Source organism: Aurantibacter aestuarii, from assembly GCF_003008425.1.
GTDB classification, from domain to species: Bacteria; Bacteroidota; Bacteroidia; order Flavobacteriales; family Flavobacteriaceae; genus Aurantibacter; species Aurantibacter aestuarii.
In genome coordinates, this window is sequence record NZ_PXOQ01000008.1 from 5,001 (window position 1) to 31,453 (window position 26,453).

19 protein-coding genes, 1 rRNA gene and 1 pseudogene (1 of these 21 only partly in view) are annotated in these 26,453 nt (G+C 30.5%); 5 read left to right on the forward strand and 16 right to left on the reverse strand.

Annotated features, from left to right (window positions below):
• Together C7H52_RS06485 and C7H52_RS06490 are read right to left on the reverse strand one after the other, a co-directional pair.
• Positions 1–16, reverse strand: a 16S ribosomal RNA gene (locus C7H52_RS06485); it reaches 1,502 nt to the left of the window's first position.
• Between the two features lie 545 nt (positions 17–561).
• A pseudogene (locus tag C7H52_RS06490) lies at positions 562–678 on the reverse strand (putative porin); the annotation flags it as partial.
• A 92-nt stretch (positions 679–770) separates the two neighbouring features.
• On the opposite strand from C7H52_RS06490, the gene thrS reads away from it, so the two are divergent.
• The 4 genes from thrS (at position 771) to rplT (ending at position 4,029) form a co-directional block, all read left to right on the forward strand.
• The gene (gene thrS, locus C7H52_RS06495) at positions 771–2,705 is read left to right on the forward strand and encodes a threonine--tRNA ligase (protein WP_106463093.1); all 1,935 of its coding nucleotides are present in this window, start codon (positions 771–773) and stop codon (positions 2,703–2,705) included.
• Between the two features lie 34 nt (positions 2,706–2,739).
• Positions 2,740–3,285, forward strand: a complete 546-nt coding sequence (infC, locus tag C7H52_RS06500) for a translation initiation factor IF-3 (protein ID WP_262494500.1) — start codon at positions 2,740–2,742, stop codon at positions 3,283–3,285.
• A 92-nt stretch (positions 3,286–3,377) separates the two neighbouring features.
• Complete coding sequence (gene rpmI / locus C7H52_RS06505) at positions 3,378–3,575, forward strand: 50S ribosomal protein L35 (protein ID WP_106463095.1); 198 nt, start codon at positions 3,378–3,380, stop codon at positions 3,573–3,575.
• A gap of 109 nt (positions 3,576–3,684) precedes the next feature.
• The gene (gene rplT / locus C7H52_RS06510; protein WP_106463096.1) at positions 3,685–4,029 is read left to right on the forward strand and encodes a 50S ribosomal protein L20; all 345 of its coding nucleotides are present in this window, start codon (positions 3,685–3,687) and stop codon (positions 4,027–4,029) included.
• Positions 4,030–4,185: 156 nt separating this feature from the next.
• Here the strand turns inward: rplT and C7H52_RS06515 are convergent, their stop codons facing one another.
• The 3 genes from C7H52_RS06515 to C7H52_RS06525 form a co-directional block, all read right to left on the reverse strand.
• Positions 4,186–6,648: a LamG-like jellyroll fold domain-containing protein gene (locus tag C7H52_RS06515; RefSeq protein WP_106463097.1), complete on the reverse strand. Its 2,463-nt coding sequence runs from the start codon at positions 6,646–6,648 to the stop codon at positions 4,186–4,188.
• Between the two features lie 85 nt (positions 6,649–6,733).
• A complete protein-coding gene (locus C7H52_RS06520) occupies positions 6,734–7,387 on the reverse strand; it encodes a response regulator (protein WP_106463098.1) in 654 nt (217 codons plus the stop codon).
• Entirely contained in the window at positions 7,384–8,163 is a 780-nt protein-coding gene (locus C7H52_RS06525) for a sensor histidine kinase (RefSeq protein ID WP_106463099.1), read from the reverse strand. The genes C7H52_RS06520 and C7H52_RS06525 overlap by 4 nt, the downstream gene beginning before the upstream one ends.
• Before the next feature lie 735 nt (positions 8,164–8,898).
• Between C7H52_RS06525 and C7H52_RS06535 the strand changes: the two genes are divergently transcribed.
• Entirely contained in the window at positions 8,899–9,693 is a 795-nt protein-coding gene (locus C7H52_RS06535) for an HAD family hydrolase (RefSeq protein ID WP_106463101.1), read from the forward strand.
• A 35-nt stretch (positions 9,694–9,728) separates the two neighbouring features.
• Here C7H52_RS06535 and C7H52_RS06540 read toward each other — a convergent pair whose 3' ends face one another.
• The 11 genes from C7H52_RS06540 to tgt all read right to left on the reverse strand — a co-directional run bounded on the left by C7H52_RS06540 (position 9,729) and on the right by tgt (position 26,323).
• Positions 9,729–10,715: an adenylate/guanylate cyclase domain-containing protein gene (locus tag C7H52_RS06540; RefSeq protein ID WP_245918573.1), complete on the reverse strand. Its 987-nt coding sequence runs from the start codon at positions 10,713–10,715 to the stop codon at positions 9,729–9,731.
• 342 nt (positions 10,716–11,057) lie between these two features.
• Complete coding sequence (locus C7H52_RS06545) at positions 11,058–15,551, reverse strand: LamG-like jellyroll fold domain-containing protein (RefSeq protein ID WP_106463103.1); 4,494 nt, start codon at positions 15,549–15,551, stop codon at positions 11,058–11,060.
• Between the two features lie 92 nt (positions 15,552–15,643).
• A complete protein-coding gene (locus tag C7H52_RS06550; protein ID WP_106463104.1) occupies positions 15,644–16,309 on the reverse strand; it encodes a LytR/AlgR family response regulator transcription factor in 666 nt (221 codons plus the stop codon).
• Positions 16,310–16,313: 4 nt separating this feature from the next.
• Positions 16,314–18,002, reverse strand: a complete 1,689-nt coding sequence (locus C7H52_RS06555) for a sensor histidine kinase (RefSeq protein WP_106463105.1) — start codon at positions 18,000–18,002, stop codon at positions 16,314–16,316.
• A gap of 1 nt (position 18,003) precedes the next feature.
• Positions 18,004–19,188 carry an asparagine synthetase B gene (locus tag C7H52_RS06560; protein WP_106463106.1) on the reverse strand — a complete coding sequence of 395 codons (1,185 nt, stop codon included), beginning with the start codon at positions 19,186–19,188 and terminating at the stop codon, positions 18,004–18,006.
• Positions 19,189–19,348: 160 nt separating this feature from the next.
• Entirely contained in the window at positions 19,349–20,383 is a 1,035-nt protein-coding gene (locus C7H52_RS06565) for an AI-2E family transporter (RefSeq protein WP_106463107.1), read from the reverse strand.
• A 31-nt stretch (positions 20,384–20,414) separates the two neighbouring features.
• Complete coding sequence (gene dnaB, locus C7H52_RS06570) at positions 20,415–21,959, reverse strand: replicative DNA helicase (protein WP_106463108.1); 1,545 nt, start codon at positions 21,957–21,959, stop codon at positions 20,415–20,417.
• A gap of 241 nt (positions 21,960–22,200) precedes the next feature.
• Positions 22,201–23,154 carry an acetyl-CoA carboxylase carboxyltransferase subunit alpha gene (locus C7H52_RS06575; RefSeq protein ID WP_106463109.1) on the reverse strand — a complete coding sequence of 318 codons (954 nt, stop codon included), beginning with the start codon at positions 23,152–23,154 and terminating at the stop codon, positions 22,201–22,203.
• 80 nt (positions 23,155–23,234) lie between these two features.
• Positions 23,235–24,119 (reverse strand): DMT family transporter, encoded by an 885-nt coding sequence (locus tag C7H52_RS06580; RefSeq protein ID WP_106463110.1) that lies wholly within the window; start codon positions 24,117–24,119, stop codon positions 23,235–23,237.
• Positions 24,106–25,179, reverse strand: a complete 1,074-nt coding sequence (locus tag C7H52_RS06585; protein WP_106463111.1) for an LptF/LptG family permease — start codon at positions 25,177–25,179, stop codon at positions 24,106–24,108. The genes C7H52_RS06580 and C7H52_RS06585 overlap by 14 nt, the downstream gene beginning before the upstream one ends.
• Positions 25,180–25,192: 13 nt before the next feature.
• Entirely contained in the window at positions 25,193–26,323 is a 1,131-nt protein-coding gene (gene tgt, locus C7H52_RS06590) for a tRNA guanosine(34) transglycosylase Tgt (RefSeq protein ID WP_106463112.1), read from the reverse strand.
• Between the last annotated feature and the right edge of the window lie 130 nt (positions 26,324–26,453).

Here is a 26,453-nt window from a genome sequence, read left to right on the forward strand (position 1 = left end):
TCAAACTCTTCATCGTTAAATTTTAAATATTATTTAAACGATTATAAATTTGTAACTCATAATGATTTATTCTCTTAATTCTAAAATATTGTTTCCAATATTTTAACGCTGTCAATTCAATATGTCTATGAACTTTTTTCTTCTCTTAAATAGTTGCTTATCTAAGCGGCTGCAAATATACACCCTATTTTGAAACTGCAAAACTTTTTTTAAAGTTTTTTTATTTTTTTTCAAAACTAAATAATCAATAAATCTAAATGAACTTTTCGTCTAAAAAACTTACTCGTTTTTAAGGAGTGCAAACATACAACTCTTTTTGTAATTCCAAAACATTTTTTTAAAAAATATTTCTTTTATTACTTCTTAATTACTCTGCAAATTTCTGAACGTTTCTCAACACGACTAGTGTGTTTCGGGGTGCAAATATAAATCCCTTTTTTAATCTGACAATACTTTTTTTTACCTTTTTTTATTTTATTTTTTCCAACCCTTTTAATTACCAAATTATCAGAGCTTTATACCAGAAACTTTTTTTTTATTTTTTTCTTCTTTACTTCTCTATTATAAAAAGAAATCCCAAACCAAGCCAAATCGAACCGTGAAATCCCTATATGGATACCCTGGTGCACTGAAATAATCTCGCCCCGTAAAACTCGAATTTAAATGCTCTGCTTTTATAATCGGTAATTTCTACCCTCATTATATATATAAAGTATTGCACGACTATATTCAACATAGTATATTTGCATTAAAATTATCACCTATATATAATGATTAAAATTACATTACCAGATGGCTCGATTAAAGAGTTTGAAAAAAACTCTACTCCTATAGACGTTGCTAAAAGTATTAGTGAAGGTTTAGCGAGAAATATTATTTCAGCAAAGTTTAATGATACCGTAGTTGAAACCACTACCCCATTAACAACCGATGGGTTATTAACGCTTTATAGCTGGAATGATACTGAGGGAAAAAAAGCCTTCTGGCATTCTTCTGCTCACGTACTAGCACAAGCTATTGAGGAATTATATAAAGGAGTCAAACTGACTATAGGTCCGGCTATTGAAAATGGATTCTATTATGACGTAGATTTTGGTGACCATGTAGTTTCTGATAAAGATTTCAAAACTATAGAAAACAAAATGATTGAAATTGCTCGTGGAAAACATGAGTTTAGTATGAGAGAAGCTTCAAAAGCTGAAGCACTTCAACTCTATAAAGATAATCCTTACAAGACTGAATTAATTGAAAATCTTGAAGATGGTACAATTACATTTTGCGACCATTCCACATTTACTGACTTATGTAGAGGAGGACATATCCCAAACACAGGGATTATAAAAGCCGTAAAAATTTTATCTGTTGCAGGAGCTTATTGGAGAGGTGATGAAAAGAACAAACAATTAACTCGAGTGTATGGAATTAGCTTCCCAAAACAAAAAGAACTTACAGAATACCTGGAACTATTAGAAGAAGCGAAAAGAAGAGATCACAGAAAATTAGGAAAAGAACTTCAACTTTTCACTTTTTCACAAAAAGTAGGACAAGGTTTACCTTTATGGTTGCCTAAAGGAGCTGCTTTAAGAGAACGTTTAGAAAACTTTCTAAAGAAAGCGCAGAAGAAGGCTGGATACGAAATGGTTGTTACCCCACATATTGGACAAAAAGAACTTTATGTTACTTCTGGACACTATGCTAAGTATGGCGAAGATAGTTTTCAACCAATTACTACTCCAAAAGCAGATGAAGAGTTTTTGTTAAAACCTATGAACTGCCCACACCATTGCGAAATATATAATAATCAACAATGGTCTTATAAAGATTTACCTAAGCGTTTTGCTGAATTTGGAACGGTGTATCGATATGAACAAAGTGGAGAATTACACGGTTTAACCCGAGTTAGAGGGTTTACCCAAGATGATGCTCATATATTTTGTACTCCAGAACAACTAGATAGTGAGTTTAAAAATGTAATTGATCTTGTCCTATATGTATTTGGATCTTTAGGCTTTGAAAACTTTACAGCACAAGTATCTATTAGAGACCCTAAAACTCCTAAGAAATATATTGGAGAGGTTGCCAACTGGGAAAAAGCAGAACAAGCGATAATTAATGCAGCTAAAGACAAAGGATTAAATTTTGTAATTGAAGAAGGTGAAGCTGCTTTTTACGGACCGAAACTTGACTTTATGGTTAAAGATGCCTTAGGAAGACAGTGGCAACTTGGAACTATACAAGTAGATTACAACCTGCCAGAGCGTTTTGAATTAACTTACAAAGGAAGTGACAATGAAACTCACCGACCTGTGATGATTCATAGAGCTCCGTTTGGCAGTATGGAACGTTTTATAGCTATTTTATTAGAGCATACCGCTGGTAATTTCCCACTTTGGTTAATGCCAACTCAAGTTTCTGTGTTAACTTTAAGCGAAAAATATGAGAATTACGGTCAAAAAGTTTTAGATTTGCTTGAAAATCACGAAATTCGCGCCGTAATTGATAACAGAAGCGAGACGATTGGTAAGAAAATTCGCGAAGCAGAAATGAATAAAGTGCCCTACATGGTCATTTTAGGAGAAAGTGAAGAAAACGAAGGAACCATTTCGGTTAGAAAACACGGCGGAGAGGATTTAGGCACGATTAGTGTAGATAAATTCTCAGAATTAATTACTGCCGAGATAAATAAAACATTGAAGCAATTTTAAAATAAAGTTTAATTTAAATTATAAAGTCATAGCAATTAGAAGAAGAAATTCAAGAGGCCCATTAAGAGTTGTAAAAGAAGATCAACACAAAATTAATAGAAATATTAGATCTGAAAAAGTACGATTAGTTGGCGACAATGTAGAGATTGGTGTTTACGACACAAGAGATGCATTAAAAATAGCGCAAGAACAGGAACTTGATCTTGTAGAAATTTCACCTAAAGCAGATCCTCCTGTTTGTAAAGTCATGGACTATAAAAAGTTCCTTTATGAGCAAAAGAAGCGTGATAAAGCGATAAAAGCTAAAGCAAGTAAAGTTGTGGTTAAAGAAATTAGATTTGGACCACAAACGGATGATCATGACTATGAGTTTAAAAAGAAACATGCCGAAAAATTCTTAAAAGAAGGTGCCAAATTAAAAGCATTTGTATTCTTTAAAGGACGATCTATCGTTTTTAAAGAACAAGGACAAATCCTTTTATTACGTTTAGCACAAGATTTAGAAGAGTTTGGTAAGGTTGAACAAATGCCTAAATTAGAAGGTAAGCGTATGACCATGTTTTTAGCTCCAAAAAAATAAATTACAGTTACATTAGTAACTAAATCATATTACGCTGAAAAAATTTCAGTGTTACCTTATTATAAGTGAAATAATAAAACCTAGGAAACAAGATGCCTAAAATGAAAACAAAATCTAGTGCTAAAAAGCGTTTCAAGCTTACTGGTACTGGTAAAATTAAAAGAAAGCACGCGTTTAAAAGCCACATCTTAACAAAGAAGTCTAAAAAACGTAAGCTAGCTCTAACGCATGATGGATTAGTTCATAAAGCGGACGAGAATAACATTAAAATTCAATTACGTTTAAAGTAATTAAATTTTAATCGGTTAAATTAATATTTATAAACCCTGGAGTTAGGCATTCTTAATTGAATATAAAATATCACCTAGTGATTGCCTACTACAAAAAAACAATTAAACTATGCCTAGATCAGTAAATTCTGTAGCCAAAAGAGCCAGAAGAAAAAAGGTGCTTAAACAAGCAAAAGGTTACTTCGGACGTCGTAAAAACGTTTGGACAGTAGCAAAAAATGCGGTTGACAAAGCTATGCAATATGCATACAGAGACCGTAGAAACAAGAAAAGAACTTTCCGTGCATTATGGATTACGCGTATTAACGCAGGTGCAAGATTACATGGAATGTCTTATTCAAAATTTATGGGGAAACTTAAAGCTAATAATATCGAATTAAACCGTAAGGTTTTAGCAGATTTAGCGATGAATAACCCAGAAGCTTTTGAAGCAATTGTAAACAAAGTAAAATAAGGCTTTTGCCTAATTAATAACTTTTTCACTTATAATTTAAAATCCGATTCTTACGAATCGGATTTTTTTATTTTTAAAGCATTAATCCTTAATATATAGCCACAAAAAAAGCCCTAATAAAGTATTAGGACTCTTTTTAAAATTTATTAATCTAAACTATTTCTTAATGACTCTCTTAACTATTTCAATTGAGTTCGTACGTATTTTAACAATATAAACTCCGGTTGCTAAGTTTCCAAGATTCATTTCTGAATGAGTTTCATTAAAACTCTTAGACATTAGAACTCTTCCATTTATATCTATTATATCTACATTGCACTTAGACCTTTTTGCGTTTGAAATTTTTAAAATATCAGCTGTAGGGTTTGGATAAAGTTTGAAATTTTCCTCTATAACAGTATAGTCGTTTACAGATAGCGTTGTACATTGATTTCCCGTCATAACAACACTTCCAGATTTCCAGTTTGAAGTTGCATTATTAAGTGAAAAGTTTGACAATGTCCCATTATTTGCACTGTTTGAAATATCAGGTAATGTTGTGACAGACATATTGTTAGCGCTGTCAAACCCTTGATTAAACTGATAATAACGTAACAGTCCATTTTGTGTACTTACGTTTGGTAATTCACAATTCATATTATTTTGTATTTCTGCTACAGGCAATGCTCTATTCCAAACTCTAAGCTCATCAATATCTCCTAAGAAAACTTCTGTTGAATAACCTGAAGCTCCAATTGCATACGTTTGAGATGAATTAATTAATGAGTAACTTAAAGGTACGTTAGTACTAGCAACTTCCACTCCATCTAAATATAGTTTTAAAGTAGAATCGTTATAAACCATTGCTACATGATACCATGTATTTACAGATAGAGTGTTAGACCCAGAATTAGCTACATAAGTACCAAATCCCATAAAACCTTCTAAGGTATTATTATTAACTCTTAAATTAAGTTGTGTATTAGGTCCTCCATCATGATTATTAAAAATAGTTTTTAAACCTGTAGTATTTGGAATATTAATATACGCTTCAACCGTAAAGAAGTTTCCTCCATTAAATGTAGTTGCTAATGTATTTCCAATATTAACTCTATCATCTGTTCCATCAAAATTTAAATGAGTAGCGGTTGCATTAACATTAACTACCATCTCTACTCTATCACTTTCACAACCATTTGCATTAACGCTAGAAACCCAATATGACGTACTACCTGAACTTGCAGTACTTGGTGTTGGTGCAGTTGAAGATCCTGTTCCTCCTGTTGCAGAAGTATACCATAATAAACCTGTACCATTTGCTCCGACAGTTGCTGTTAAAGGTGTTGCAGTATCTCCTTCATTATAAGTTACAGGAGAAGTTACACTAGGAATTGAAGGCACTATAGAGCCAGTTGTTACTACAGAACCTGACAACCAGTTTGAACTTGCTCCATTTAAGGTAAAATTAGTTAAATTACCGTCATAGCCATTAGAAGTATTATCTATTAAAGTAGTTACACCACTGTTATCTGCTTGACTTATTCCTTGATTGAAGTTATAATACGCTAATAAACCAGATTCATTTCCTTGAAGTTCACAGTCTTTAGAACCATTAATTTGCTCAATAGCCCTAGTAATATCCCAAATACGAAGATCATCGATATCTCCATCAAATTTTTCATTAGCTCCGGAAAATGCATTATATCCTATTGCAAATTCATTAGGTGATGCAGGAAAAGCGCCTGAATGAGTTGTTGAAGCTACTAAAGCTCCATCTAAATAAATTCTCATTGTGGTACCATCCCATGTACCTGCAACGTGTTGCCAAGTATTTAGTAACACACTTCCTGGTGCTGTCTGAACGTTTGTAAAACCAGATCCATTATCTACCCAAAACGCATAAGCACCAGCATCTCTTCTTAATAACATTTGCATAGTTCCATTAGAAGTAGGATTAGAATAGTTACCTACAATAACCCCTAACTCTGATGTGGTTTCAGATCTCACCCAAGCTTCTAAAGTAACTTCAGTTCTTCCAGTAAAATATGTAGTTAAAGAATTCCCTAAATCTACAGAATCATTTATTCCGTCAAAATTTAAATGTGTTGCAGGGGTTGGGGTAGCAACAAAAGTTTTAAACCATAAATCGTAACTATTTGCTAAAGCAGTATTACCATTGGCAAAAAAGAAATCTCCGCTATATCCAGGATTAGCTCCTTGGATGCCAACCGTTCCGTCTATACCCCTAAAATCTATAGTATATTGATTTCCTGATGTAATAGGGATTGCACTTGAAAGTGTAATGACTTGCTCAATATAGCTCGTAGGAACACTAGTTATATTAATTACTGTTGTATTTAATACGGTACCTCCATAACCGCTACCTTCAAAAATTCTAAGCTGAAAATCACCTGGTATAAAAGTGGTAGATGGTGCAGCAGTACTATTTATTAATCTTAAATTAACTTGGCTTAAATTTCCATTTAGTCCAGCTGTAAATGATTGACCTACATTTTGAGTAGAACTTACAGAAAAAATTCCGCCACCCATACTAGCCGGTGCATAAGATTGATCTAAAGTTTGAGAATAGCTACTCAAGTGAAAAAGAGTACATAATAAAAAGTAAAGTTTTAGTTTCATAATAATATAGATTAGTTATGAAACAAACTTATGAGTCTAATTTAAATTATATATGCGCAAATCAACCTGAAATTAGAGTAGTATTTTAAAATTCAGGTAGAAACAGGTTGTTTTTCATTGCAAATACAACAAGTCCTACTAAATTTTTTGATTCTGTTTTAAGTAACAAATTATTTCTATGTCCGTCTACTGTTCTTGGGCTAATATGTAGTAGTTCTCCAATTTCTACAGCACTTTTTTGACTACAAATTAATTTAAGTACTTCTATTTCTCTTGGAGTTAATTGTTCTTTAAATAAAATACTTGTAGAGGATTTTTGTTTTTTGTATAATAGATTTAATATGTCATTATCATAATAAAAACCATTTGTTATGACTAAATTTAATGTTTTAAAAAGTTGATCTGGCGTTACACTCTTGGGTAAATAGCCTGCTGCACCAACACCAAGCATATTTGTTACAAATATATTAGATACATAATTGGACAGAGCAATAATTTTTAAATCTGGAAATTGTTCTATGACTTGTTTTGTAGCTTCAACTCCGTTTAAAACAGGCATCCTTATATCCATTAAAACTATATCTGGTAATGTTTTAGCTTTAAGTATATATTCTAAAAAAGTATTTCCATTGTTAAATTCTTTTACTACTCTGTACTTTTTTTCTTGAGAAAGTATAGCTTTAATACCTTCTCGTATTAAAATTTCATCCTCTACTATATAAATATCTATCAAATTCAATTAAAATTAAATTTTATTTCAAACCCTTTTCCAATAAATGTATTTAAAACAAAACTCCCATTCATATCATCAATTCTGTTTTTAATATTCGAAAAACCTAATCCTGTATTTAAATCTAATTTAGTAGCATCAAATCCAATCCCATCATCTCTATAAGTACAATAATTTAAATCATCAAAAAAAATATCAATATGTTTTGCTTCTCCATGTTTTACTGAATTATTAATTAATTCCTGTAAAATTCTAAAAATATGCATATTCTTTTGTTTGTTTAATAGCTGGAAATTACAATTATTGTTAATCCTAATTTGTAGTTGTCCACTTGAATTATACATATCTACTAATTCTTCTAAAGCTTGTTCTAAACCAAATTTCTCTAAAACTGGGGGAAATAAATTATGTGCAATCTTTCTAGAAGAATCAATTGTACTTTTTGTAATTTCTATAACTTTTTTAATAGTTACTGCTTTTTTATTTATTGATGTTTTATCAGATTCTAACAAATATGAATTTAATAAAATTGCGGTTAAGTTTGAGCTTATGTCATCATGCAAATCTTGAGCAATTCGTTTTCTTTCATCTTCTTGTGCAAGTATTGTTTTTTGTAAAATTTCTTTCTGAAATTTTAATTCTAAATCTTTTTTCTCAATCTCCTTATCATATACTTTTTTTCTAGATTTTACAATAAATACCACTATGATAATGCTTATAAAAAAAAGAAAAATTACAAGTACTGTAATGAGCAATAAAAATTGATTTTTAATTATTATTTGCATTTACTTGACGTATATATCTCCATTCCTTAAATATTAAAATTTGATAGACTATAAAGAATAAGGAATTAAAAACCCAAATGTCTATATATGGGTTTTCGTAAAAAACCAACTCAATATTTCCCGTTAAAAATATTAAGCTACTCGAAAGCATATATGTAGACAAACCTATTGTAAAATAAAAGTATTTTTTATTTTCACCCAAATTGTTATAGATATGTATAAGCGTGTAGCCTATAATTGCAAATGAAATATATGATATTTCAAATAAATTGAACTCCCAAAACAATTGTGGTCTTAAAAAATATAATAAACCGTTAATTATTATATAAATAACATAAGCTACAATTACCATTTTTTTTATGCCGTTCTGATTAAATAATTTATAAAAGAAAGCACTTAATAATAAAAACTGTATGTTAAAAGCAAAATGGGAAACAAATATATTTGAAGCGGGTTTTAGAAACCCTAATATATTACATATAAATTCTATTATAAAATAGGATATTAAAAACACAACTAGTAAGTTGAAAGTAATATTAGTAGCAATATTTTTTTTTAAGTATACAAATAACAGCGTATTTATTAACAACAAAAATAAACCCAAAACGCTTATTAAAAACCCAATTAAAAAAGGATTATCCATATTAATTGTAAAAAAATTAAACATTTTAAATATACATATTATCTTGTACAATTTTAAAAAAACAACTTTTTATAAATCTATTTAAAAACTTTATGCTTAAACAAGCTAATATTAAACTTATCGTTTCCGATATGGATGGTACCCTGTTAAATGCAGATCATGAAGTGAGTACAAAGTTTTTTAGTTTATTTAAACAACTAAAAGCTAAAAATATATTATTTGTTGCCGCAAGTGGACGTACACATAAAAGTATATCAGAAAAATTAAACGCTATAAAAAAAGACATCATTGTAGTTTCTGAAAATGGTGCAATTGCTATACAAAAAGAAAAACTACTAGTTTCTACTCCAATTCTAACTCATAATTTTAAAAATTTAGTACACTTAATTTCTCAATTAGATAATACATTTCCGGTATACTGTGGTAGACATCAAGTGTATATTAAAAAAAGTAATGAAGTATTTAGATCTTTACTTAAAGAATATTATCCAGAATATGTCTGTGTTTCGGATGAGGCCGAAATTAAGGAACCTATTTATAAAATTGCCTTATTTCATAGTGAAAGTTCTGAACAATTTATATACCCACATGTGAAACATTTAGAAAATGAATTTAAAGTTAAAGTTAGTGCAAATCATTGGGTAGATATTTCTGAAAACTTAGCGCATAAGGGTCATGCTATTTCTTACATACAAGAAAAATTTGACATTTTACCCGAAGAAACTATGGTATTTGGAGACTATAAAAATGATATAGAAATGCTGCAACGTGCTAAATATAGCTATGCTATGGCAAATGCGCATCCAGATGTTAAAGCTGTTGCAACGTATCTCACCTTAAGCCATAAAGAGCAAGGTGTGGAACATATTTTGTCTCAGTTAATTTGAGATAATCATTAATTTGAAAGACAAATACTTTAATTTTATTCAAGCTCTACCGAATAAATTTTTAGTGGTTCCTCTTTTCCTTTTAATAAAATGTTCCCTAGGTTGCTGAACTTGTAAGTGGATTTTTTCACCTCTTTAAAAATATCATCTGAAATTAAAAGTGATACACCATAAGTATTACATTCTTCTTGAATACGTGAACACGTATTAATTACATCTCCATGATAGGCAATTTCCTTTTTAACAACACCAACCTCTGTTACAGTTAAAATTCCGCCATGTACGCCTGCTTTAAAGTTAGGTAAAACACCATATTTTTTTAAGTAGTATTTTTTTCTACGTTGAATTCTAGCATTAAAAGCAAAATAAATTTTCAAACAATTGTTGTTTTTAATGCCTCGTTTATATTTCCAATTAATAACCGCTTCATCACCTACATATTGATAAACTTCAGCACTATACCTATTTAAAACCATATTAAGATCGTAAAAACAATCTTGAATAAGTCTACTATATTTTAAATGTCCTAATTGCTCAGCTATTGTTGTTGAAGATTTTAAATCTAGAAACATAAAAATTCGCTTTTCTTCCTGCGGATTTTTATAGTATCCAATTAATAAATTGAATAAAACCCCATTTCCAAATTTTTTGTTTGCCATTTTATAAAAAGCCAAAATTTGAGACATAATAATAAAATACCCAACTACAAGCCAAAAGGTATTACTCCTTAACCACCATAAAGAACCATTAGGAATATCTTTATCTAATCTACTTTCAACCAAAAAAGAAATAAACGTAGTAGATAAAATTAAAATAATAAGATACAGGAAGGCCTTTTCTAAAATAATTAAAAAAATAGATTGCTTTTTTAAAAGATAACGCTCAAACAAAAACTCTATAATGCCATAAAAAATACCTAAAACTACACCTATCCAAATACCAAAGTCTAACCATTGGGTTATTGGGATTTGGTCGTTATTGTTTTCTGTAATTTCTTGGCTAAAAGCAAAATAACGTATCATTATAAAAAAAGAAAACGCTAAACACCAGAATATTATGGATGTAAAAAGTAATGAAAAAAATCGTTTTATATAAAACCCTATATTGTACATGTAATAAATCTACAAAATTAAATCGAATGTAAAGTTATAGTTTGTTTTATCAAACGATTTAATTTTTTTTTATGAATCTTAATTAAGAATTATCAAAATTCCATTAAAAAAAAGAGGCTACCTTTAAGGATAACCTCTTTTAAAATCTAATTTTTTAAGCTCAACTAAAATATAGATTTAAAGCAACTACAAGTACTATTATATAGATAAGTACTAACAATACATTTATATTAGTTTTTATTATAGATTTCATTAAATTTTAATCATTTTAATTGTTGCAAATTGTCCTAAATTATTTTTTAAATGAATTAGATAAAGTCCTGCTTCTTGTTTTTCTAAAGAAAGTGTTTTTGTGGTTTGTAAGGCATCTTTTAAAATTAATCTTCCTGTGACATCATACACCTCAACATTTAATGCTTTATCTGTTTTTATAGTAAATAGTCCTGATGTTGGGTTTGGGTAGATTTTAAAATTATCTAACTCAAAACTAGAAGTACTTAACGTGGTAACATCTACATTTACAGGAACTCTGTTGGTTTCTGTTGCATTAAATTGAAGAATTCGTTTTACAAGATTGTCGTTAGAATCTGTTAAAATAATATTATCATTTGCTTCAATTGCAAGACCTATTGGTGAGTTAAGTCCATTAATTAAAGTAACAATGTTTGTTCCATCGGCATTCATGCGTTTTATGGCATCATTCCCAGTATCTGAAATTATAATTTTTCCATCAGGTTGGACTTCTGCTTTGTGAGGTGAATTAAATCCACTTCCTAGAGTAACAATGTTTAAACCATTAGCATCCATTCTTTTAATAGCATTATTTCCTGTATCTGCAATAATTATTTTACCGTCTGCTTGAACTGCAACGCCTCTTGGGTTATTAAATCCGCTTCCAAGAATTTCAATATTTGAACCATCTGGGTTCATTCTTTTTACGGAATTGGTAAAGTTATCTGTAAACAATATCTTCCCATCTGTTTGCACTGCTATACCATATGATCTTATATATTCTACTGGAAATGTAGACGTATCTGCTTCTAATAATATTTCAATATTTGAACCGTCTGAATTCATTCTCTTAATGGTATAATCGTTACTCGACACTATTATTTTACCATCAGATTGTGTAGTAACACCAATAGGAACTCCAAAAACTCCTAATGATTCTATATTTGTGCCGTCTGCATCCATACGTTTCACAACGTTATTTTGTGAGTCTGCAACTAAAATTTTTCCGTCTTGTTGTACAGTTGTATCAAATGGATTAATAAAACCAGAACCTAAGTCTTCAGTATTAAATCCGTGAGTTACTTGAGTTACATAATAAATGCCATTCGTTATAGGTGTTCCTGTTGCAATAGGTGATGTTGCAGTTTCGGTTTCAAACCAACTACCATATGTATTTGGAAGTGGATCACTTACTAAATTAGCAACCGTTGCAGGGTAATTAAATGTTTGAGAATTATCTGAAATTCTATTTACTGTTACATCTAACCTTAATGAGCTTTCGCTTCCATTTATTGTTTGTGAAGCATAATAAGTCGCTTCATCTACCAAACTTGTATTACTTGGTAATAAGCTTCCACCGGTTGGAGAATTATACCATTGAATACTGTCTCCTGTTATTTCTACATCGGCTAAAGTTTTATCGTCTCCAGTGTATATCTGTGAATTTAATATTGAAGTAATTAAAACAGGAACTCTATTGCTTGGAGCAACTATTCTTTTTATTGAATGGTTATCATAATCTGCAATTACAATTCTTCCGTCTTGTTGTATAGCCATTTGTTGTGGAACATTAAAACCTGTTGCCAGAGTAATGATATTTGTACCGTCTGCATCTATTCTCTTAATTGTATTACTGCTAATATCTGAAAAAACAATTTTATCATCAATTTGAATTGCTACACCTCCGAAAGAACCAGTAATTAAGGTTTCTAAATTAGAACCATCTGAATAAATACGTTTGATTCCATTTTGATCAACTACAATTATCTTACCGTCTGATTGTACTGCTACATCAGATGGATTACTAAATACGCTACCTAATGTTATGATGTTAGAACCATCCGCATCCATTCGTTTAACAACGTTGTTATTATAATCTGCTACAATTATTTTACCATCTGTTTGTATTGCAACTCCACTTGGTCCGTTAAAACCACCACCTAATTGTAATATGTTTGAGCCGTCTTGATTCATAATTTTAACAGCATTATTAAACATATCTGCAATAATTATTTTATTGTCTGGCTGTATCGCTATACCACGAGGCATTAAAAACCCACTACCTAGTGTTTCTAAATTACTGCCATCAGCATCTATTCTTCTTACCTGACTATCTGAAAAATTAAATTTTGAATAAACTATTTTACCATCAGATTGAATGTCAATTCCAAAGGGATCTATTTCACTATACACCGTTTCAACATAATCCAAGCTATTTTGCTCTACATAATATGTACCTGTACTTAAAACATCAGTACTTTGTAAAGAAACTCCACCAGTAGGACTTGTAAACCATTGCACACCAGAACCTAAACTTGGAGTGGTAACAATATCATTAATTGTACTATTAGAATTTATGGTTTGCGAGTCATCTAAAATTCTATTAACTACTATAGGTAAACGAGTATAGCTTTCTGTTCCGCTAATAGTTTGCGAAGCGAAATATGTACTATCATCTGTTAAAATTGTTGAAATTGGCAATAAATTTCCATCGGTTAAAGCATCATACCATTTTATAGAGGTACCTGTTACTTGTAAATCTGCCAAAGTTTTATCATTACCAGTATAGATTTGAGTTAACCATAAAGTTTTAGGTGGAGAAACTGAAGGATTAACAGTTACAACAATTTCAACTCTTGAACTTTCACAACCATTTGAATTAGTTGAAGAAACCCAATACGAAGTATTCCCTACAATTGCTGTAGATGGTGTTGGTGCTGTAGTAGAGCCTGAACCTCCATTTGAACTCGTGTACCATAATAATCCTGTACCATTTGCACCAACATTTGCTGTTAAAGGTGAAGCTGTATCTCCTAAATTATATGCAATGTTTGGTGATACTATGGGATTATTTGGAATTATCGAACCAGAATTTACAGGAGAACCCGATAACCAATTTGAAGTTGAACCATTTAAAGCAAAATTATTTAAAACGCCATTATTACTATTTGTAGTTTTATCTATTAAACTGTTAATACCAGAATTATCGGCAGGATCTTGACCTTGATTAAACTGATAGTAAGCTATTAAGCCTAACTCATTACCAAATAACTCGCAATTCATTTCAGCATTTATTTGAGTAGTGTTTCTTACTATATTCCAAATACGAAGGTCATCTATATTTCCTTTAAAATATCTGCCTGTAGATTCAAGATTTTCACCTATTGCGACATTAAATGTAGAGTTGTTTATAAAAGCTGTAGCTCCAACTTGATTTTCTAAAACACCATCCACATATATTTTTGCAGTTGTTCCATCGTAAGTTGTTGCAATATGATGCCAATTTCCATCGGTTACAGAAGTAGTCGAATAAAAATCTGTAAAAGCGTTCGTACCAGCAAAAGCAATTGTTCCTGTAGCTGTTAAAGCAACTCTCCAGCTATTATCTCCTTTTGTTATTAATGCGTCCCATTGTTCTGGTAACGTATTAGAATTCATCCAAAATTCAATGGTCATTTGATTTGTAAAATCAAAATTACTTTCATTAGGAATCTGCACATAATCGTTAACACCATCAAAATTTAAATGCGTAGCAAGATAAGTTACATTTACATCAATTTTTGATCGAGTACTCTCACAACCATCATTATATGTGCTTGAAACCCAGTAGGAAGTTGTCCCAGAAATTGTAGTATCTGGAGTTGGCGCAGTCGACGAACCTGTTCCTCCAGTTTCACTGGTATACCATAACAATCCAGATCCTCCTGAAGTGGCTATTAATGGAGCAGTTGTTTCTCCATAGGCATAATTTATAGGTGTACTAACTAATGGCGCTTCTAATGATGATAATGGAGAACCACCTAACCAATTTGAATTAGAACCAGACAAAGCAAAATTATTTAATGTCCCGTTAAAACCATTAGCTGTTGCATCATAAATAGTTGTTTCACTTGTATTAGATCCTGAATCTACACCTTGATTAAATTTATAATACGCAACTAATCCTGCTTCATTACCTTCTAATTCACAATTAAAATCTGAAGTAACTAAGCCATTCCAAATTCTAACATCTTCAATATGCCCTTTAAAATATTCGTTTAAATCTACTCCATTACTAGATGGTGCTCCAATAGTTAAAGGTACATTTATTGATACATCATTTATAGTTTTAAAAACAAAACCCTGTAAATTTCCATTTACAAAAACTGACGTTCTAGTAGAATTAATACTCCATCTTATATGATACCAAGTATTTGGATTTAAAGTATAAAAAATTGAGCTGTAAGAAGTTCCATCGTAAATACCAATTCTGTTATCATTTTCATTGATAAATAAACTCCATCGCGTTTGAGATGAATTTGCATTTTCTCTATAACTAACAACAGATTTATTATCAGAATTTGCCTCTATATAAACCCAAGCTTCTACGGTACCGATAGTAAAATTAAATGCATTATTATATGGTATAGTAACTCTATCATCTAATCCATCAAAATTTAAGTGTGTAGCATTTTGAGATTTAACAAAACAACTTAGAAAAAGTACAATAAATGTGGTGTAAAACTTCTGTTTCATAAACTTAAAATTTGTGGTTGATGAAACAAAAGTATTTTTTTAAAGAATATCTGTAATTTATATGTTATGGAATACAGACTTTTGTATGTGAATTACATTTCTATATTTTTTTTGTAATTTCTTGAAATAGGCAATTCCGTAGTATATATAAACACACTTGTAGCCGTTTTTTTGGTAATTTTATTTTGATTTATAATTATAGAACGATGTATTCTAAGAAATTGATTTTCATCTAACTTTTCATAAAATTTTTCTAAAGATTCACGGATACTTATTTTTTTTGTATTAGTATAAATATCTATATAATTTCCATCGCTTTTAATAAATAATAAATCGTCTAAAGAAAGTTTAATTTCTTCAAAACCATCTTTTATTAGTATGCTTTGAGTTTTAGTTTTAAAATTTGCTAACTGTATTGCGGCTAAAAGATCGGTTTTTTTTAAAGGCTTTGTAAGGTAAGTTATTGGATTTGTAGCTATAGCTTTTTGTATAGTTGCATTGTCGTTTTGGGCTGTTATATAAATAACGTTTGCTTCTATGTTTTTTTGTTTAGCTAATTCTATTCCAGAATCTTTTCCTTCAACATTAATATCTAAAAGTAAAATTTCTGGTTTGAAATTATTTATTGTGAATAATGCATCTTCGCTATTATTTGCAACTTTAACGTTGGTAAAACCAGAATTGTTTAACATTTTAAAAATAAAATCTGAAATCATTATTTCATCTTCTACAATTAGAATTTTTTTAGAAAAAACCATATTGTTAGATGTTTTTTAAAAATTTAATTTTAAAGCCTGATGACGTTTCAATTTCAAAATTAACTTTTAGCTGGCGGCAAATTGTAGAAATTAATTTTGGTGTATCGTTTTTATCCATTTTATTTTCACCATTATTAGAATATATAAAAGTAAAATTATTTTCGTTTTTAATAAGATGAAACTCTACTTCTCTTTTTAATTGGTTTTTTTGAAAAGCATGTTTTATGGTATTAATGTAAAGCTCTGTTAATAAAAGACCTAAATACATAGAAACATCGGTATCTACTTCAAAAGATTCTACGTCGAATAGATGATTTATATGATGTTCTTTAAATAAATCGTGAAAATTATTTTTAATTTCTAATAAGTATTGTTGAATATTTATCTTCTTCTTATTTTCAGATTTATATAAGTGCCGATGTAAAGTTGAAATAGACTCCACTTTTGAAAGAATCTTTTTTATACCATCAGAATTACTTTCGTTATACTTTTCTAATTCTTCAGAAATTAAAATGGTTATAAGCTGTAAATTATTATTAATTCTATGATTGGCTTCGCCTAACAAAAACTCATTTTCATTAGATAAATGTTTTAATTCTTTATTTTTCTTATTTATTTTATTATTGTAAAAAATCAAAACACATAAACTTATTAAAACCATAAAGACTATTAAATAAAATAATTTTTGAGTTTTTTTAGCATCTATAAGTTTTTGTTTTTGGAGATTAAGTTCGTTTTGTTTATTAGATATTTTATTTTCAAATTCAAGTTGCTTTATATAAAGATTGTTTTTTCTACTTTCAATTTCAATATTTTTAGATGAAGTTTTTTTATAATAATCATAAGCTTCTTCAAACTCTCCTCTTAAAGCATATAAATCGGTTAAATATTGATAAAATTGAGACGCTTGATGTGTATCGTTATTTAATGTTATATACTTTTCTGCCTCTAACAAAATGTCTATGGCTTTTTTAGAATCTAGTTCTTTAATTTGATAATATCTAGCATAGTTTATACTATTATCTACATAAGGTAACCAAAGTTCATTATCTTTTGAATATTGCTCTGCCTTTTTGTAATGCTCTAAGCTTAATTTATCGTTAATTTTATATTCGTAAATCTGTGCAATTTCGTTTAATGTGTATGCAATAATCTCTTTATTTTCAACTTGAGAATCTAAATTAAATATTTGTTTTGAAGTCTCTAAAATGAGTTGTAAGGTATCTTTGTTATTGGCATGAAATGCGTTAAAACTTGCTATTTTTCTATTAAGATAATAAGCTACAATATTTACGTTATTAAATTTATTTTTGTTTGTATTATAAAATAGTTCTGAATCTTTTAAAGTACTGTTATTTAATGCTGGAGATACCGTACTTCTAGAAAGTTCTGCTTTTAGGGCATAAATAAGTAAAACACTATCTGGAACATTGTTTTTTATAATTTGCTTTTCTGCTTTATCTAAATAAAAATAACTACTATCTAATTTTCCTAAAGTTTTTAAAACTTTAGCATATAAAATATCATATTTAGAATTTGTGTTTTTTGATATTTTAGAGGCCTTTCTGTAGTAATAAGCAGCAGAATCTATGTTATTATTTTCAAGACTATTTACAGATTTTTTAAATAATAAGTCTGACTGTGAATAATTGAAATTGATTGTTAATAGGAAGAAAAAAATAAAAAAGCGCATACTAAGTCTTTTGTTTTTTCTTTTTGGCTGCAGGAAACAAAATGTTGTTTAAAATTAATCGATAACCTGGAGAGGTTGGATGTAATTCTAGTTCGGTTTTAGGATCTCCTACTCTATGCTGGTAATCTTCTGGATCATGTCCGCCATAAAAGGTGAAAAAACCTTTTCCTTTTATACCATGAATGTATTTGGCTTCACCATTTGCTCTGTTTTCGCCTAAAACTAATACATTACTCTTAATTTCTTCTCTTGTAAATGATGTGGTTTGCCCCATAAAGCCTTTTACTAAAGCGGTATGATTCTGGTTAAGCATGGTTGGAATAGGATCCCATTTTGCAGAAAAATCCATTAAAGAAAAATAATCTAACTCTTTTGGGATGTCTCTTTTATTAGTCATGTCTATACTAGAGAATTCATATACCATAGGACTTCTTTCCAAAATATAATCTTTAAAAGCAAAGGTTTTATTATAATCTATTTTAGACTGGTAATTAGGCTCACTCGCATCTCCGTCAAACATAGGCTCACAAATATCTACACCTTCGGCCGATAATGCAATATCAAAACTATCGGTTGCACTACACATGGCAAACATGAATCCGCCACCAAGAACATAGTTTCTTATTTTTAAAGCGACATCACGTTTTGCTTCAGACACTTTTGCATAACCTAATTTTTCGGCAAGCGCTTCAGCTTCTTTTTTTTCTTCAATGTACCAGGAAGCCGTTCTAAAGCTTCTATAAAATTTACCAAATTGCCCCGTAAAATCTTCATGATGAAGATGTAACCAATCATATAAAATCAATTCATCATTTAAAACTTCTTCGTCATATACTTTTTCATAAGGAATCTCGGCATATTCTAAAACCATAGTAACGGCATCATCCCAAGGTAATTTACCTTTAGGTGTATAAACCGCAATTTTTGGTGCTTTTTCGAGGTCAATAGCTTCCATATTCTGGCTAGGACTTTCTATTTCTTCCAAAATTTGTTGCGTGTTACTGTCTGAAATAACTTCAAAACTAACACCTCTAATCTGGCATTCACGCCTAAACGTTTCAGCATCTGGTAATAAAAAAGAACCTCCACGATAATTTAAAAGCCATTTCACTTTAACATTTTGAAGTAAAACCCAATAGGTAATACCGTAAGCTTTTAAGTGATTTTCCTGAGATTCTGCATCCATAGGAATTAGAATTGAGGATGCAACCGCTTTAAACGAAAACAGTAGAATAAATAAAGTAATTATAAAAGATTTTTTGCTCATAGATGATAGACAACAGATGTATGACCCTTAAAGTTTAAAGATAAACAAATTTTGTGCCTTACACTTATTTTAAAAAAATCTATTTAGGTGAAGCCGATAATAGCGAGGCTACAAATTTTGTATTTGGAAATTGTTCGAATATAATTTTGAAAAACACTGTTATTGGAATAGCCATAATTAATCCTGGAATACCCCAAATGAAGCCCCAAAACATTAGCATAACCAAAACTGTTATAATATTTATAGAGAAAGATTTCCCCATAAAAACGGGCTCTAATATACTTCCAAAAAGCACCTGTACCATTGTAATTGATAGTACGAAGAAAAATAATACACTATTAAATTCTAACTCCACAAAAGCAAAAAGACTACACAGTATAACAGTCACGAAAGACCCAACCATCTGCACAAAATTGATTAAAAAACCAAACAGTCCCCAAAAAATTGGAAAACTCACATCAAAAAAGTAACACGCTAAACCTGTACCTAAACCGGTTAAAGCACTTACTAAAAACTTAACTTTTATAAACTTAATTAAATCTTTTTCAATTTTTCTGAAGGTCTTAACGGATGTATGCTTTTTCTTTAAAATGGTCGCATTCAATACTTTTTGAATATCTATAGAATCTGCCAACCATAATACCGAAAAGAAAACCGTCATTAAAATAGCCGTTAAAAAACTACCTAAAAAACCTACCGTTGGAAACAGCTGTTTCATAGCTGCGTCTTTATTTATAAGTCGTAATAAACTGGTATCTTTATTTGTAGATTCTACACCAAAAACCTGATTGATATCACTAATTAAATTATTTATTTTTAATTGTGCTTTATCAAAAAATGTAGCGTCGGACGCTAATATTTGTTGTCCAGATAATTTTACAAGTTCTAAACCAAGTTTTAATCCCAAAGCTATAATTACTATAACAATTAGAATACTTATAATTTTTGGGATTCCTTTTTTTCTAAGAAAACGCATTAATGGTAAAAACAACAATGCAATAAACATTGACGACACCAATGGAATTAATATAAACGATAGCGTTTTTGCTAAATAAAATATAACAGGAATGACTAAAACTAATAATAGTCGGTTTGTGGTTTTAATAGTATCCATTGGGGCAGGATTTACAAGTGTTCTTTATTAATTAAAATGGTATTCCATCATCTTCATCGTCATTAAAATCTCCAAAAGCATCATTCGGACTAGCTCCTGGAAAACTATCTGGTGTAAACGTTTTATCGTTAGCTGCAGCATTCATTTTACTATGAAATTCTTGTCCGAAAGGCGAGCTAAAGTCGTCTAAATTATCAAATTTTCCTAAATGACCAATAAACTTTAATCTTATATTTTCTAAACCACCATTTCTGTGTTTAGCCACAATAAATTCGGCTTGACCTTCAGTTGGGCTTTGCTCATCATCATCCCACTCATCAATCTTATAATATTCTGGTCTGTAAATAAAACTTACAATATCGGCATCCTGCTCAATCGCTCCAGATTCACGTAAATCGGATAATAATGGTCGTTTACTACCACCACGGGTTTCTACAGCACGCGACAATTGTGAAAGCGCTATAACAGGAACACTTAATTCTTTAGCTAAAGCCTTTAAGTTTCTAGAAATTGTAGAAATTTCTTGTTCACGATTACCTCCATTACCAGCAGCCGTCATTAACTGCAAGTAATCTATAATAATCATTTTTATACCGTGTTGCGAGGCTAAACGTCTTGCTTTTGCACGTAAATCGAAAATAGAAAGAGATGGTGTATCATCTATAAAAAGCGGTGCTTTTTCTAAATCCTTAACTTTTACATTAAGCTGTTCCCACTCGTGCTTTTCTAATTTTCCAGTTCTTAATTTTTCTGAAGAAAGCCCGGTTTCACTAGAAATAAGTCGGGTAATTAATTGTACCGAAGCCATCTCTAAAGAGAAAAATGCCACGGGAATATTTTGGTTTACAGCAATATTTCGAGCCATAGAAAGTGTTAGAGCGGTTTTACCCATACCTGGACGGGCTGCTACAATAATTAAATCACTTTCCTGCCACCCTGAAGTTAAAGCATCTAACTTATCGAAGCCAGAAGGAATTCCACTCATTCCTTCTTTTTTTGAAATTTCTTCAATTTTAGTTTTTGCTTGGCGTACTAAGTCCTGTGCGGTTTCGCTGGATTTCTTTATATTTCCTTGCGTCACTTCATATAACCTAGATTCTGCTTTATCTAATAAATCGAAAACATCTTTAGTTTCATCGTAAGAATCTTCAATTATTTCATTAGAAATTTTTATTAAACTTCTTTGAATAAATTTTTGAAGAATGATACGTGCATGAAATTCAATATGTGCCGAAGATGATACTTTTTGTGTTAAGGAAATTAAATAAAAATCGCCTCCAGATAATTCTAATTTCCCATTTGTTTTTAACTGATTGGAAACTGTTAATAAATCGATAGGCTGACTTTCTTGAAACAACATAAAAATAGCTTCAAAAATATGCTGATGTGCTTCTTTGTAAAACGCATCGGGACTTAAAATGTCAATAACCTCATCAACTCCCTTTTTATCAATCATCATGGCTCCTAAAACAACCTCCTCCAGGTCTATTGCCTGAGGTGGTATTTTACCTTTTTCCAGATTAATGATAGTACTTTTATTAACCTGGTAGCCCTTTAATTGATTAGGTTGTTGCATAATGTGCTAACGATTTTATTAAATTAATGTTTTTTTAATAAGTAAAAAAAATAGTGCATTTACAAATTTACAGTGAGCGAATTTAGACTATTACTTTTTAAAATAGTTGGTTTTTAAACTTTGAATCTTCACAAGTGTTAAACAATTAAACTGTTAATAAGTCGAAATAATTGTTAACAAGACAAAAAAAATCTGAAACCGCTAAGCTTCAGATTTTAATTAATGTATAAAGTTGAAGATTTTAGCCTTTTACAACACCAATATTTGCGTATTTTTCGATTCTTTGATTTACTAAATCTTTTTCTGAGAATCCTTTTAATTGGTCGTAGGTTTCTAAAATAGCATTCTTAACCGTTGAATACGTTGTTTCTCTATCCTTATGAGCTCCACCTAAAGGTTCTTTCACGATCTCATCGACAATTTTCATTTTCTTCATGTCGGTTGCAGTTAACTTTAAAGCATCTGCTGCACGCTCTTTAAATTCCCAGCTACGCCATAAAATAGACGAACACGATTCTGGAGAAATTACAGAATACCAAGTATTCTCTAACATTAAAATTTTATCTCCTACACCAATTCCTAAAGCTCCACCCGAAGCTCCTTCACCAATAACAACAGTAATAATTGGCACTTTTAAACGTGTCATTTCTAATATGTTACGTGCAATTGCTTCACCTTGTCCGCGTTCTTCCGCTTCTAAACCTGGATAAGCACCTGGTGTATCTAATAAAGTTAAAACTGGGATACCAAACTTTTCAGCAGACTTCATTAAACGTAAAGCTTTACGGTAACCTTCAGGGTTTGCCATACCAAAGTTTCGGTATTGACGTGTTTTGGTATTATACCCTTTTTGCTGACCAATAATCATGAAGCTCTGGTCTCCAATTTTACCTAAGCCACCAATCATAGCTTTATCATCTTTGAAATTACGATCCCCATGAAGCTCTAAAAAGGTATCGCCACATAAAGCTTTTACGTAATCTAAAGTATAAGGTCTATCTGGATGACGTGATAATTGTACACGTTGCCAAGCTGTTAAATTTTTATATATATCTTTTTTGGTCGCTTGTAATTTTTTCTCTATTTGTTTACAAGTTTGAGTTACATCTACATCACTTTCTTCTCCAATAACCTGACATTTTTGTAGTTGCTCTTCAAGCTCTTTAATAGGTAATTCAAAATCTAAATATTCCATATGGGACTATTTTATGTTTAAATTGTTAGCTCACAAAATTACATAAATTACTCGTAAAATTCAGCAAAAAAAATAGCTTTTTATCTTTTTTTGGTTCTGTTTTTAAATATGGCATTTAATAAAACCGTGAATAAAATAAGGCTTGCACCAAGATAAAATGAGGTCGACATGGTCTCGGTCTCTGGAAAAATTAGCAAAGCTAAAATAATACCATAAATAGGCTCTAGATTATAAGTTAAGACAACGGTATATGGACTTATATATCTCATTACGTGTACAGAAGCTATAAAAGCATAGGCTGTACACACAGAAGCCAAAATAAACAAATAACCTATGTCGCTTAAACTAATATTAAAAAATTCTTTAGAAAATCCGTTAGGAAAAAATAGTAATAGAATACTAATAAAACAGACCCCTGAAATAAATTCGTAAAATGAAATTTTTGTTGCAGAATGGGTTTCTAAAAATTTACCATTTAGAACTGCAAAAAGTGATGATAAAAATGCCGAAAGTACTCCAAGAAGCATTCCCCATAAATATTTAAACTCGCTTTGAACTATTAAATATATACCTATAATAACTACGAGCCCAAATACAATTTCATAAATAATAAGCTTACGCTTATATATTATAGGTTCTAAAATTGAAGCAAAAAATGCTCCGGTAGAAAACATGGCCAATGCAATAGAAGCGTTTGCCACTTTTATAGCTCCAAAAAATGTGATCCAATGCAAGGCTATAACAATTCCTGCAAGACTAAGTTTTACTAATGATGTTCTGGTGATTTTTATGTCTATATGTTTCAGTTTGATGTATAAAAACATTAACCCAGTTGCAATTAGCATTCTATACCATACTAAAGGAATAGCATCTATACTAATAGCTTTTCCTATAATAGCTGTAAATCCAGCTATAAACACTAAAAAGTGAAGATGGATAAAATTTTTAAGTTTATCGCTTTGCATTTCGAAGAAGAAAAACAGCTAAAACACCAAAAATAACATTAGGAAACCAAACCGCTACCAATGGAGAAAAATCCGATTGTGAGGCGAGAGTTCCGAAGATTTTATCAAAAAACACAAAAATCATTGCAACACCAATTCCAAAAGCTAAATTGGTTCCCATACCACCGCGACGTTTAATAGAAGATACCGATACTGCAATAATAGTTAGTATAAATACAGAAACAGGCAAACTCCATTTACGATATAATTCCAACTTATAACGTCCCATATTTTTGGAACCTCTTTTTTCCTCTCGTTCTATAAAACGAACCAAATCTCCATAAGGCAATGTTTCTGCGATATAGGAAACTGGTGTTAAGTCTTCTAAGTCAAAAGTAAAAACCGTATCTTTTTTTCGTTCAATTTGAAAGTCATCATTATTTTTACCTATGTCTCTCTTAAAATAACTTCTTAGAACATAAGTAGAATCCTCTTCGTTATACTTTATAGTAGTTGCTGTAATTTTATGAGTCATTTTGCCTTTTTCAAAATGCTCCAGACTAAAATTATAACCTATATTTTGTTGGTTATCAAAACTGCTTAAATAGATAATTTCGTTATCATTAATTTGCTTTAAAACTGTACCACTTTCAACAGTCTTATCTCTAGATAAGTATTTATATTTAAAATTGTTAAAACCTTTACTTGCATTTGGTGCTAAGTAAAGCCCTAAAATTATAGAAAAAGCACCTACTATAAGACCTCCATAAATGTAAGGTCTTAAAAAACGACTAAAAGAAACCCCACTACTTAAAAAAGCTACAATCTCGGTATTATTGGCAAGTTTTGAGGTAAACCAAATTACAGATAGAAATAAAAATAATGGGAATAATAAGTGGGCAAAGTAGATGGTAAAATCTAAAAAGTACTGAGCAATTTCTGCTCCAGTAGCTTCACTTTCTAGTATTTTCCCAATTTTTTCAGCTAAATGAACCGTTATAGCTATTGGTATAAAAAGCAACAACATTCCTAAGAATGTAAATAAATAACGCTTTAATATGTACCAATCGAGAATCTTCAAAATTTATAAAATATTATAAACGGTTATCCATTTGTTTTACCATTTTATCTTTCCATGTTCTAAAATCGCCCGCAAGAATATGTTTTCTTGCTTCACGAGTTAACCACAAATAAAAGCCTAAATTATGAATAGTTGCAATTTGTTTTCCTAATAATTCGTTAACATGAAATAAATGTCTCAAGTAAGCTTTTGAATATTCGGTATCTACCCAAGTGATATTCATTTCGTCTATAGGTGAAAAATCGTCCTTCCACTTTAGATTTTTAATATTTATAGAACCGTATGCTGTAAATAACATTCCATTTCTGGCATTACGGGTTGGCATCACACAATCAAACATATCTACCCCTAAAGCAATATTTTCTAATATATTTATAGGTGTACCAACACCCATAAGATAACGTGGTTTGTCTTCCGGAAGTATTTCTGTTACAATTTCTGTCATAGCATACAGTTCCTCTGCAGGTTCTCCAACAGATAAACCACCAATTGCATTTCCCAAAGCTCCAGCATTTGCAATATATTCGGCAGACTGGCGTCTTAAATCTTTGTAAGTACTTCCTTGTACAATAGGAAAAAAAGCTTGAGAGTAATCATACTTATAAGGTACTTTGTGCAAGTGATCAATGCATCGGTCTAACCAGCGATGCGTCATATGCATACTACGTTTTGCATAGTTGTAATCACAAGGGTAAGGTGTACATTCATCAAAAGCCATAATAATGTCTGCTCCAATAGAACGTTGTGTTTCCATGACATTTTCTGGAGTAAACACGTGGTAAGAACCATCTATATGAGATTTAAACTTAACACCTTCTTCTTTAATTTTTCGTCTTCCAGATAAAGAATAGACTTGGTAACCACCAGAATCGGTTAAAATATTACGATCCCAGTTCATGAATTTATGTAATCCTCCAGCTTTTTCTAAAGTTTCAATACCTGGTCTTAAATACAAATGATAGGTATTCCCTAAAATTATATCTGGATTAATTTCGTCTTTTAGTTCACGTTGATGTACACCTTTTACAGTTCCAACTGTTCCTACAGGCATAAAAATAGGTGTTTCTATTACCCCATGGTCTGTTGTTATCTTCCCTGCTCTAGCACTACTTTGTGCATCTTTTCCCTCTAAATTAAATATCATAAATAGGCTGTAAAAATCTATGGACAAATATAACTAACTTAAATGCTTTGTGCTTTAATTTTTCAAAATTGTTAGCAAAAGGTCGTTTTAGTTAATAAATGACTTGAAAAATCTTTAGCTAAAACGTTGT

Bases quoted from the DNA above. Each gene is read 5' to 3' on its own strand.
- thrS (WP_106463093.1), top strand. From the start codon at position 771: ATGATTAAAATTACATTACCAGATGGCTCGATTAAAGAGTTTGAAAAA.
- rpmI (WP_106463095.1), top strand. From the start codon at position 3,378: ATGCCTAAAATGAAAACAAAATCTAGTGCTAAAAAGCGTTTCAAGCTT.
- rplT (WP_106463096.1), top strand. From the start codon at position 3,685: ATGCCTAGATCAGTAAATTCTGTAGCCAAAAGAGCCAGAAGAAAAAAG.
- C7H52_RS06515 (WP_106463097.1), bottom strand. From the start codon at position 6,648: ATGAAACTAAAACTTTACTTTTTATTATGTACTCTTTTTCACTTGAGT.
- C7H52_RS06525 (WP_106463099.1), bottom strand. From the start codon at position 8,163: ATGCAAATAATAATTAAAAATCAATTTTTATTGCTCATTACAGTACTT.
- C7H52_RS06535 (WP_106463101.1), top strand. From the start codon at position 8,899: ATGCTTAAACAAGCTAATATTAAACTTATCGTTTCCGATATGGATGGT.
- C7H52_RS06540 (WP_245918573.1), bottom strand. From the start codon at position 10,715: ATGATACGTTATTTTGCTTTTAGCCAAGAAATTACAGAAAACAATAAC.
- C7H52_RS06545 (WP_106463103.1), bottom strand. From the start codon at position 15,551: ATGAAACAGAAGTTTTACACCACATTTATTGTACTTTTTCTAAGTTGT.
- C7H52_RS06550 (WP_106463104.1), bottom strand. From the start codon at position 16,309: ATGGTTTTTTCTAAAAAAATTCTAATTGTAGAAGATGAAATAATGATT.
- C7H52_RS06555 (WP_106463105.1), bottom strand. From the start codon at position 18,002: ATGCGCTTTTTTATTTTTTTCTTCCTATTAACAATCAATTTCAATTAT.
- C7H52_RS06560 (WP_106463106.1), bottom strand. From the start codon at position 19,188: ATGGATGCAGAATCTCAGGAAAATCACTTAAAAGCTTACGGTATTACC.
- C7H52_RS06565 (WP_106463107.1), bottom strand. From the start codon at position 20,383: ATGGATACTATTAAAACCACAAACCGACTATTATTAGTTTTAGTCATT.
- dnaB (WP_106463108.1), bottom strand. From the start codon at position 21,959: ATGCAACAACCTAATCAATTAAAGGGCTACCAGGTTAATAAAAGTACT.
- C7H52_RS06575 (WP_106463109.1), bottom strand. From the start codon at position 23,154: ATGGAATATTTAGATTTTGAATTACCTATTAAAGAGCTTGAAGAGCAA.
- C7H52_RS06580 (WP_106463110.1), bottom strand. From the start codon at position 24,119: ATGCAAAGCGATAAACTTAAAAATTTTATCCATCTTCACTTTTTAGTG.
- tgt (WP_106463112.1), bottom strand. From the start codon at position 26,323: ATGATATTTAATTTAGAGGGAAAAGATGCACAAAGTAGTGCTAGAGCA.